This is a genomic window from Deltaproteobacteria bacterium, from assembly GCA_011773515.1.
Classification (GTDB): Bacteria; Desulfobacterota; Deferrimicrobia; order J040; family J040; genus WVXK01.
This window is the reverse complement of the sequence record WVXK01000056.1, coordinates 37,603-47,428: the sequence shown is the minus strand read 5'-3', so window position 1 is coordinate 47,428 and position 9,826 is coordinate 37,603. Positions and strand designations below refer to the sequence as shown.

The window sequence follows — 9,826 nt, the reverse complement described above, 5'->3', positions numbered from 1 at the left end:
GGGAGCGACGATTATCTCGGGAGGAAGGATCGAGGGAAACCTCATTTACCCGACCGTGGTGAGGGATGCGGCGGATCACATGCTGGGAATGCGGGAGGAGGTGTTCGGGCCCGTCGCGTTCACCACCCCCTTCGATACGAAGGATGAGGTGCTGAAAAGGGCGAAAGACCACAAGTACGGGCTCAGGGCGGCTGTCTTCGGCGGCGGCGAGGCGGAGGAGGTTGCCCGTACCCTGAAGGGCGGAGACTACTGCCACCCCGTGCCGGATTACACCTTCGGCAGCTTCGGGACGATTGCGCTGAACCAGACCAGGGCCGAGTCCTGGAGAGGCGCCTTCGTCGTGAAAGCCGTGGGGGGGTACGGCTATTCGGGCTGGATATGGGAGACGGCTGACGGCAGGTTCCGGATGAAGCAGGGGCCGAAGCTGTTGAGCCTGGAGACCTCCAGGGAGCCCTGATGGAGGCCGATGGTGAGGCCCTGTCGCCCGAGAGTGCGGTGGGGGGGCCCGCGTTATCCTTCTTCTCTGTGTCCCCCGTTGCGGGTATAATTGAGACGGTGTACATATAGGCCATCCGGCTGCCGATATAGTATGTGAGGCCCTGATCCGGGCAGTCGGCGGGATAGACAACGGCCGGTTAGAGCCGGTCTTGAACGGGAAAGACGAAAGCGGGGAAGGTGGACCATATGGGGACCATACCGGGCAGTATCGTAAAGGCGCTTTCACTGGTGGCTATCTGGCTTTTCATCGTGTCCTGCGGGGACACGAGCAGCGCTCCACCGGGAAGGCCGGATATCCAGGTGGGCCCGTCGGCACATGATTTCGGGGACGTAGATTTCGACAAACCTTCCTCTCCTCTCGAAGTTACCATCTTAAACTCGGGGACCTCCAGCCTGATCGTGTCGGATATCGCCCTTACCGATACGAGGAATTTCACGCTGGACACGGGCGGCGGCTCGAGCCCCTGCAACAGTGTCACCCCGGTACTGTCTCCGGGTAGAAACTGCACCGTCGGGGTAGCCTTCAAACCGAAATCGCTCGGGACGGTGAACGGCGGCCTCATCGTAACCTCCAGTGACCCCGGTGAACCGTTAGCCGGGACCGTTCTCGCCGGCAACGGCATTCCTCTCCCGTCATTCGGTATTTTCCTCCCAACCGGTCAGGACATCGGAAACAACACCACCAATTCAGTCGTTCTCGGTGATGTCGATGGTGACGGTGATCTCGATATCGTGGAGGGAAACAACCTGGAGAACCTGGTCTGGCGGAACGACGGGGCGGGCGTCTTCCCGGTGACCTTTACGGACTCGGGCCAGAGCCTTCAGGTTTCCGGGTCCGGGAGAACGATTGCACTGTCACTTGGCGATGTCGATAATGATGGAGACCTGGATCTCATTGAGGGCAATGAATTAAACAACATCCTCTGGACCAACCGGTCTGTGCCGGATAATCTCCCCGGGATCTTCATCGATACGGACCGGTTCCTGGGAAACAGGACCGCGATCACTACTTCTTTAGCCCTTGGCGACGTGGACAGGGATTTTGCTCTCGATATTGTGGTTGGAAATAGGGGGGAGGTAAATCAGGTGCTGATAAATGACGGGTCGGGCCTGTTTGCCGATCTGCCGCAGGGCTTCAACGAACCCAGCGACACGCGCTCTGTCGCCCTGGGGGATCTGGACAGCGATGGCGACCTCGATATCGTCGTGGGTAACTTCATCCAGCCCAACCAGGTGCTTTTCAAAGATGGATTTGGATTCTTTACCAACTCCGGCCAGAACCTTGGCGACCCGAATACCGTGTCCGTTGCACTCGGTGATGTGGACGGCGACGGGGACCTCGATATCGTGGCGGGAAACGAAAACCAGTTAAACCGCGTCTGGTTGAATTTCAACGACCGCACGGGCCTTCCCACCGGAGTATTCGTCGAAAAGCTTCAGCCGAACTTTACGGCGAGTGCCACCAGTTCGATCGCCCTCGGCGACGTGGAGGGCGACGGGGATCTCGATATCGTCGAGGGGAACTTCGGTCAGCCGAACCGTATCTGGTTAAACGACGGGCTGGGCAACTTCACTCCCGACATACAGGCTCTGGGGAGCTCCAACACAACATCGCTCGACCTCGGAGATGTTGACGGAGATGGCGACCTGGACATCGTCGAGGGCAATTTTGGAGAACCAAACCGGGTCTGGCTGAATCAGCCCTAGTAACCGGAAACAATCCATCCCGAAAGTTTTCGCTCATCTTTCATCCCTTTCCAAACGGATAAGTGTCGATTCAATCCAGACCGGGTGCAGGATTTCGGCGGCCTCGCCCACATACCACCCTTTTTTCGCAGCTGTCACAAGCATTTTCATATCCCGCAACAGCCATCCTGTGCCGCACCCTGAATGGGTAATTATTTACACACAGGGAAATATATTTCACATTTAGGCGCGGGTTTTTCTCATCAGGCCAATCTATTTAAAATAAAAAACAATAAAAACAAGTATTTAGGTTGTGGCACGGGAGTTGCTATTAAAATAGAGGTGGCAACCCCGATCTGGGGATAAGAAGGCCCGGGAGGAAAGATATGGCCCGTTCAAAGGGGATCGTGAACAGCGTTAAGTCTTCTCTGGAGATTTATTGGAGGAACGTGAGGATCTACTGGTTGAGAAGGCAGCTATTCGCTCTCGAGAGGCGCAGGCAGTCAGAGGGCGCCAGGCGATAGGCCCGCCTCACGCCAACAACTGATATCTCCACCCGGTTTCACGGCGGAAATCCCGCTATATACGCAAACAGAAAATATTCCCGCTGACCGAAGAAAACAGCCGTTTGCGACAGAAGCATGGAAGGTCGGGGGGGGCCGCTTGCGGTTTGCTGCCTGCTGAATCCCTGAAACATTATGTTTCATCTTATTGGAACGCGAAATGAACACTACGAAGAAGAGGTGTGGGTAATGGAACATGCCGAATTAGCACAAGAACTCGTGAATGATTTCCGGGACCAGCACAGAAAGATCTGTGCCATGCTCATCAAGCTCGAAGGGTCTCTCAAGGCAAAAAATGTGCGGGATGCACGCGAGATCCTGGGAAAAATAAACAACATGTCCGGGCCGCATATCCGGTTTGAGGAGGAGTGTTTCTACCCCGAGCTGAAAAGGATCATGGGTGACTACATAGACCGTTTCTACATGGAGAACGACATGCTGATCCACACGGTCCGCTCTTTCTTCTCCCTCCTGGAGAAGGGAACGCTGACCGACCAGGAGGTATTCCAGTCTGTCGACGCCGTGAGAATGCTTCTCGTCCACGTCTGCAATTCGGAGGGGCTCCTGGTTTTGTGCGAGATGCTGGAGAAAAAGGTAATAGAGAGGTTGACGGAAAAGAGCGATGCCTGCAAAAAAGACGGTGTTCCCATGCTCAAGTGGGCCGACACGATGCGGGAAGTAAGGAGAGTCGCGTGACGTGATTTACCGTTTATTGTGCGGATACGGGTCTTCCCGGCCCGGATCCGCATTTCCCCCCTTTTTTCCCGATACTCTTTGTACGGACAAGCCATCTCTAATAGAATAAAGGAAAGCGACACAAACCTTCGTTCTGTGCACGGTGTGGGCCGTCCCGGCTTTGCCGGGAAATGCTAACAGCAGAGCGAGAAAAAGGGAGGGTTTTCGGTTATGAAGCGTTTCAGATGGCAGATCGTCCTTGGTGTTTCCCTCTTTGTAACCTCTATCTTCTTCTACCTGCTCCACTATGTGATCTTCAAGGATGCCCATCACATTTTTCTCTACATGATCGGTGATTTCGGGTTCCTTGCGATCCAGGTGCTCTTCGTGACCCTCATCGTCGACCAGCTTCTCAGCACCAGGGAGAAACGGGCCATGATGGAGAAGATGAACATGGTGATCGGCACCTTTTTCAGCGAGGTGGGCACCGATCTCATGCGGGCATTCTTCGAGTTCGACAGGAACGTGAATATGTTGCGGGACGATCTCGCCGTGAGGGCCGGATGGACGGAAAGGGACTTCAACCGGGCTGCCAGACACATCAAGAATGTCCGCCACGAAATAGACAGCAGGCAGGGGAACCTTGAATTCCTCCGCAGCTTCCTGATCGGGAAGAGGACCTTCATGCTCAGGCTTCTGGAGAACCCGATCCTGCTCGAGCACGATTCCTTTACCCATCTTCTGTGGGCCGTGTTTCACGTAAAAGACGAGCTCGCCAGCCGGGATAAGTTAGTCAACCTTCCCGAAAATGACCTGGACCATCTCAGCGAGGATATCCACCGGGCCTACAACCACCTCATAGCGGAGTGGATCGAATATATGCGGCACCTGAAGAAGGACTATCCCTATCTCTTCTCCCTTGCCGTCAGGACGAACCCCTTCGACACGGATGCGCGGGTGGAGATAGCGTGATTGATGTGGATGAGCGTCTCCCCCGGCTGTTGCCGATGGCTAAACGTGGTTTCTCAGCTTCAGTTCCAGGGGGTGCGGGTTCAAAAAGTACTGTGTTTTCAGGTAGGGCTCGTCATATTTGCGCACGTAATGGTTGACCAGCGTTATGGGGACGACCAGCGGGTAGGTGCCGTCGCGGTAAAGCTGGATTATCTCCAGAAGCTCCTGCTTCTCGTCTTTCGTGAGAACTTTTTTGAAGTACCCCATTATGTGCTGGAGCACGTTTGCATTCTTGCGATTCGTAGTCATCAGCCTCATGGCATCCATGAGGAGTTCCTGGTATCTGGCGTAGAGCTCGGATAGCGGCACCTCCTTCGCCCGCGCCACGAGCTTCCCCGCGGTCCGGTAATGATTGTGGCTGTGGGAGAGGAGAAGGAGCTTGTGCCGTGTGTGGAACGAAACGAGCGTGCCCCTGTTCATCTTTTGAGAAACTGCCTCCCGCCATCTCATGAGGGTGAAGATGCGCTCGATGAAGTTCTCCCTGATCCGGGGATCGTGGAGCCGCCCGTCATCTTCCACCGGTATGAGGGGGAAGGTGTCCATGAATGCCCGCGCGAAAATGCCGGTTCCCGTTTTACTGGGGACGCCGTTTTGGTCATAGACCTTTATCTGCCGCATCCCGCTGCTCGGGGACTTGCTCTTGAATATGAATCCGCAGAGCCCCTCCCCGCCGAGCCCTGTTATGCGTTTCCTCGCCCACCCGAGCATTCTCTCCGTGTGGTCTATGCCCGTCTTCGTGGTCACGAGGCGCGGGGAACCCGGATCCCCGATGAGGCGGAAGGATTCCCTCGGCGTCGGAAATCCCGCTTCCACCTCGGGGCAGACGGGCACGTAGTCCACGTAATTGCCGAGTGTGTCCGTGAGGAAGCGGTCGAGCTGGTGGTTGCCGTCATAGCGGACCCGTTCCCCGAGAAGGCAGGTGCTGATACCTATTTTCACCCTCTTTTCCATAACTCCTTGTCCGTCATGCGTTTCGTCGTGGTCTTTCAATGCTCAGCATAGCCCATTCACGGGCGCATCTGCTCAATTTTTTTCACGTACCCGTCGGCGTCGAACTTCCGCCTGAGCCCTTTGTCGTTCATGTAGCGTATCGTTCCGAAGATGGGACGCTTGCCCCAGGGCCTGTCGTGCTTTCCGAAGCACCAGGCGACGCCGGTAAACCCCCCCGGATCCCTTCCGTCTATTTCATACCGGTTGTTCAGGAAAAGGGCAATGGCGAAGGCCTCCTCCGGTTTCTTCGTCCACTCCAGTATCTTTTTTCCCCAGTACATCCGCATATATCCGTGCATCTTCCCCGTGAGGACCATCTCTTTCTGGGCGGCGTTCCAGTAGGGGTCGTGGGTCCTTCCCTCCTCGAGCTCCTCGCGGCTGTAGGCGAACCCCCTTTCGTCCCTTTCGTGTTCCCTGAGGGTTTTTCTGCACCAGTTCGGGATCCCTTCGAAGCTGTCATAGTGTCCGTTGTACCGGACGAAATTTATTCCCAGCTCCCTGCGGACGATGAGCTCCTCCAGGTAGGCCGCCTTGCCCGGGCTCTTGCGCGAATCCACTTTGAGGGCAACGTACAGCGGCGATATCTGGCCGAAGTGCAGATAGGGGCTCATGTGTGAGGTTGCGTCCCGGGTGGGGTCGTTTCTCAGGTCGTGGTACCGGTCGAGCTTGTTCTCGATAAAATCCTCGAGGAGTTTTTTCGCGCGGGCCGTTCCCCCCCGGTAGGGGACCTGTCGCCACCGCACGCTCCTGTCTATCTGCAGCCGGGAGAGCGCCGTCTCCGTATCGCCTATCGAAAAAGCCGCAAACCTCATGTGGGACGACTCCCTCTTCACCGGGGTCTTTTTGAGGGGGACGAGGTATTTCTCGAGCTTCCGGCTGATTTTCGGCCTCAGCGTGGCGGCGCTGTACTCTTCCTTCGGGGAAGCATCCTCGACGGGTACGACCACGTCGCTCTCCACCTGTATCACGGGGCAGTCCGCGCGCGCCGCGAGCCGTTCCCGCCACGACCGCTGCAGCCTCGTGTAGCCACGGTCTACGACGATAACCGATGCGCGCCGGGCAAGCTCCTCGGCCCCCGTTTCTGGGGAAAGGTGGCGAAGGACCAGCTTGATACCCCGCTTTTCCAGTGAGGATTTAACCTCTTTCAGCCCCTCCAGCATGAACCCGTAGTGCCGCTCGTTGGCCTCGGGGTAGTCATCGGTGATGCCGAAAAATACCAGGGGGGGGAGGCCGTACTCGTTTGCCACTTTGATCGCGTATTCCAGCGCGTGGTTGCACTCCTCCCTCTGCGAGGCCTGCATCCAGTAGAGGACGTACGCCCCCTTCTTTGGAGCGGTGTCTTTGAGGATCTTTATCCGTTCCCGCTGGATCATGGAAACCCTGTCAAACCCGGGCCCCTTCCCCTTTTCCGGGGAGGGACCCGAACTTCATCGTGAGATACCGTCGCCGGAAGTCGAAAATTGCATCCAGCTTCCTCTCGATGAACAACCTGTTCAGCACACTCCCCAGGGGCCCGAAGGGGAGGGCATAGTGGACCAGGTCTTCCACCTCGACCCCCCCATCGGTTTCCTTGAAAAGGTGTTTGTGATGCCAGAACCGGTAGGGGCCGTAACGCTGCTCGTCCACGAAAAGGAAGGGTTTTCTCATGTGGGTTATCTCTGTCACCCAGGTGACGGGGATTCCCCGGACAGGCCTGACACGGTAGGTGATGATAATGCCGGGATAAATCATATCGGGGATATCCGGGCTGATTTCGAGGCCCAGTGACGGGGGCGTGATGAGCGACAGGTTCCGGGGGTTCGAGAAAAATGCCCACGCTTCGTGAATGGATATGGGCAGCATTAGCGTGCGATGGATGGTGTTCAGTTTCATGCCAACCGGTGCTTCCCCTGAGTTCGGCCCTTTTTAGGTTCCCACCCTGAAAAATTCCGGGCCGCGGACAACGGCCTTTTCGGAGCGCCTGGCAATCTCTCTCAGCATACCCGAAAAGATGATGCGGTGAAAGGGGTAGAGCAGGTACCAGTAGAGGATGCCTGCCTGGCCGCTCGGGACGAACCATGATCTCTGCTGCAGCTCCGTGTTCCCCGGCCCGAGCTGCTTGATGCTGAAATCGAGCATTGCGCAGCCCGGCAGTATCATCTCGGCGACCAGCCGGAGCTCTCTCCGGGGGTCGATGGCCGCAACCGTCCAGAAGTCGACCCTGTCCCCGCGTTTCAAGGTGGTCTCGCTTCTCCGCCCCCGGGAAAGTCCCGCTCCGCCGATTATCCTGTCGATCAATCCCCGAAAGCGCCAGAGCCAGTTTGCGTAGTACCAGCCCGATCTTCCCCCGATACGCTCAACGGGGTCCCAGATGTCCTCCGGTTTTCCCTCGATGACTATTCGCTGGTAGTCATGGAACCTCGTACCCCCCGCCCACGCGGGGTCCCCGGGGTGGGTCCCTTCAGCGGGAAAATCGGGGGGAAAATCCTCATCCTCCCCGCTTCTCAGGTCGTGGTGTGAGAAGGCGAGGGATTTTCTGATAGCGCTTCGACAGGTCAGAAGGCTCTGGGGTATCAGTTTCCGGATCGTCTCCTCCCTGCAGACGGTGGGGTTTTTCAGCCCTTCCGCGAGGGGCCGGGCAAGTGCGGCGGGTACCGGCGTTACGAGATGGATCCAGTATGAGCTGAGACGGGGTGTCAGAACGGGTACGGGGATAATGAAGCGCCTGGGAAGTTTGGCTTCCTGTGCGTATATTTCCATCAGTTTGTGGTAGGTGAGGATGTCGGGGCCCCCTATGTCGAAAGTGCGCCCCTTGGTCTCGGGATTCTCGAGGCAGCCCGCCAGGTAGGTGAGAACGTTGCTGACGGCTATGGGCTGGGATTGCGTGCTCACCCAGCGCGGCGTGATCATCAGGGGAAGCCGGTCCACGAGATACCGCAAAATTTCAAAGGAGGCGCTGCCCGACCCGATTATCATCGCGGCGCGCAGATAGGTTACGGGCACGCTGCCCGACTGAAGGATCTTCCCCACTTCGGCCCTCGACCGAAGGTGGGTGCTCAGATCGGGGCTCTCATCGCCGAGACCGCCGAGGTAGATTATCCGGCCTACGCCCGCTTTTTCTGCCGCACGGACCATGTTTTCCGCTGCTCTCCGGTCGGCGTCTGAAAAATCGCCTGCCTCGGGGTTCATCGAGTGGACCAGGTAGTAGACGGCGCCGCATCCCCGGCACGCTTTTTCCAGTGATTCTCTGTCGAAGACATCTGCGGCCGCCAGCTCGACGCCCGGGTGGGACGCGAAAGGGCGCTCCGAAAGCCTGTCTATCGAGCGGGCCGCCGCGCGAACGCGGTACCCCCTCTTTGCCAGAAATGGCACGAGACGGTTTCCCACGTACCCCGTTGCACCGAGAACGAGAACGGGATTGTCTACGGTTTTTTGGATGTTTTTTTCCACCATGTGCCTCTTTTCAGAATGCGGGGCGCTCTCTACCATAAAAGATTTACCCGGGAGGAAAAAGTTTCATGAAAGAGGCTGCCTGAAATGGTGGGGAAGCATCCGGCCGGAAGGGGGAACGGCCTACGATAATATTTCTCAGGAGCAAAAGGTACGGGAGCCGATCTGCCAGGGAGGGTAGCGTTTTTTACCGAGGTCGTGTTATGAACAGATAGAGGGACGAAGAAAGGAGATCTCACCTGCATGGTGCGGGAAAGAAACGACAAAAGAGGGGGGAAAAAGATGCTTCTGCCGACGATATTCATGGCTGTAATCGCCCTGGGGCTTATCCTGGTCGGGTTCAAACGGGGCCAGGGAGAGCACGTTGCCGGGCTCAGGACGTCTGCTCACCTGCTTTTTGAGATACTTCCTCTTCTTTTTTTCGCTTTTGTCGTGGCCGGCATGGTCCAGGTCCTTCTCCCCGGAGAACTCGTATCGAAGTGGGTCGGTGCGGAGTCGGGTTTCCGTGGCATTGTTATCGGTACGATTGCGGGGGGGCTTGCCCCCGGAGGCCCGTACGTGAGCCTCCCCCTTGCCGCTGCGCTCCTGCACTCCGGTGCGAGCATGGGAACGGCCGTTGCCTTCGTCACCGGGTGGTCCCTGTGGGCCGTTGCCCGGCTGCCGATGGAGGTGGGGATCATGGGTTGGAAGTTCACCGCCGTCCGCCTGGCAAGCACGTTCCTGCTTCCTCCCGTTGCCGGCGCCATTGCCCATCTCTTTTTTTCGGGGGTCAAGTAGCAGGTGGATGGAAAGGGATGGCTCCGGTCGCCATCGCCCTCCCGCTCAATCGGGAATGTATCGAAAAGTTCTCCCTCTCTTGTGGGTAGGCATTGTACAATCGTGGTAAAAAAGAGACGAAATCAACGTGCCGTAAAGGGATACCGGATAAGATTTTGAATGGGGAGGTGGCAGGAGATGCGGAAATTTACCAAGAA

General features: G+C 57.2%; 11 protein-coding genes (1 of these 11 cut by a window edge). 7 read left to right on the top strand and 4 right to left on the bottom strand.

Features of this window, described 5'->3' with window-relative positions; all coding sequences use genetic code 11:
• From GTN70_05715 to GTN70_05695, 5 genes are all read left to right on the top strand, one after another.
• A partial coding sequence (locus GTN70_05715; protein NIO16481.1) for an aldehyde dehydrogenase family protein occupies positions 1–457 on the top strand: 457 nt, incomplete at its 5' end.
• Between the two features lie 227 nt (positions 458–684).
• Positions 685–2,205: a hypothetical protein gene (locus GTN70_05710; GenBank protein NIO16480.1), complete on the top strand. Its 1,521-nt coding sequence runs from the start codon at positions 685–687 to the stop codon at positions 2,203–2,205.
• 365 nt (positions 2,206–2,570) lie between these two features.
• On the top strand, positions 2,571–2,708 hold the full coding sequence (locus GTN70_05705) for a hypothetical protein (protein ID NIO16479.1): 138 nt from the start codon (positions 2,571–2,573) through the stop codon (positions 2,706–2,708).
• A 228-nt stretch (positions 2,709–2,936) separates the two neighbouring features.
• Positions 2,937–3,443, top strand: coding sequence for a hemerythrin domain-containing protein (locus GTN70_05700; GenBank protein ID NIO16478.1), 507 nt, complete (start codon positions 2,937–2,939; stop codon positions 3,441–3,443).
• A gap of 210 nt (positions 3,444–3,653) precedes the next feature.
• Positions 3,654–4,394, top strand: coding sequence for a hypothetical protein (locus GTN70_05695; protein ID NIO16477.1), 741 nt, complete (start codon positions 3,654–3,656; stop codon positions 4,392–4,394).
• Between the two features lie 39 nt (positions 4,395–4,433).
• On the opposite strand, the gene GTN70_05690 is transcribed toward GTN70_05695, so the two are convergent.
• The 4 genes from GTN70_05690 to GTN70_05675 are packed head-to-tail and all read right to left on the bottom strand — an operon-like array spanning position 4,434 to position 8,855.
• Positions 4,434–5,384 carry a DUF1722 domain-containing protein gene (locus GTN70_05690; protein ID NIO16476.1) on the bottom strand — a complete coding sequence of 317 codons (951 nt, stop codon included), beginning with the start codon at positions 5,382–5,384 and terminating at the stop codon, positions 4,434–4,436.
• A gap of 56 nt (positions 5,385–5,440) precedes the next feature.
• Positions 5,441–6,796 (bottom strand): deoxyribodipyrimidine photolyase, encoded by a 1,356-nt coding sequence (locus GTN70_05685; GenBank protein NIO16475.1) that lies wholly within the window; start codon positions 6,794–6,796, stop codon positions 5,441–5,443.
• 10 nt (positions 6,797–6,806) lie between these two features.
• Entirely contained in the window at positions 6,807–7,295 is a 489-nt protein-coding gene (locus GTN70_05680) for a hypothetical protein (GenBank protein NIO16474.1), read from the bottom strand.
• 33 nt (positions 7,296–7,328) lie between these two features.
• Positions 7,329–8,855, bottom strand: coding sequence for a DUF2867 domain-containing protein (locus GTN70_05675; GenBank protein ID NIO16473.1), 1,527 nt, complete (start codon positions 8,853–8,855; stop codon positions 7,329–7,331).
• A gap of 279 nt (positions 8,856–9,134) precedes the next feature.
• Between GTN70_05675 and GTN70_05670 the strand changes: the two genes are divergently transcribed.
• Positions 9,135–9,629 (top strand): permease, encoded by a 495-nt coding sequence (locus GTN70_05670; protein NIO16472.1) that lies wholly within the window; start codon positions 9,135–9,137, stop codon positions 9,627–9,629.
• A 159-nt stretch (positions 9,630–9,788) separates the two neighbouring features.
• Positions 9,789–9,826, top strand: the 5' portion of a protein-coding gene (corA, locus tag GTN70_05665) for a magnesium/cobalt transporter CorA (protein NIO16471.1). It continues 994 nt past the right edge of the window; 38 of the gene's 1,032 nt are visible here — the first part of the coding sequence; it begins with the start codon at positions 9,789–9,791; the stop codon falls past the right edge of the window.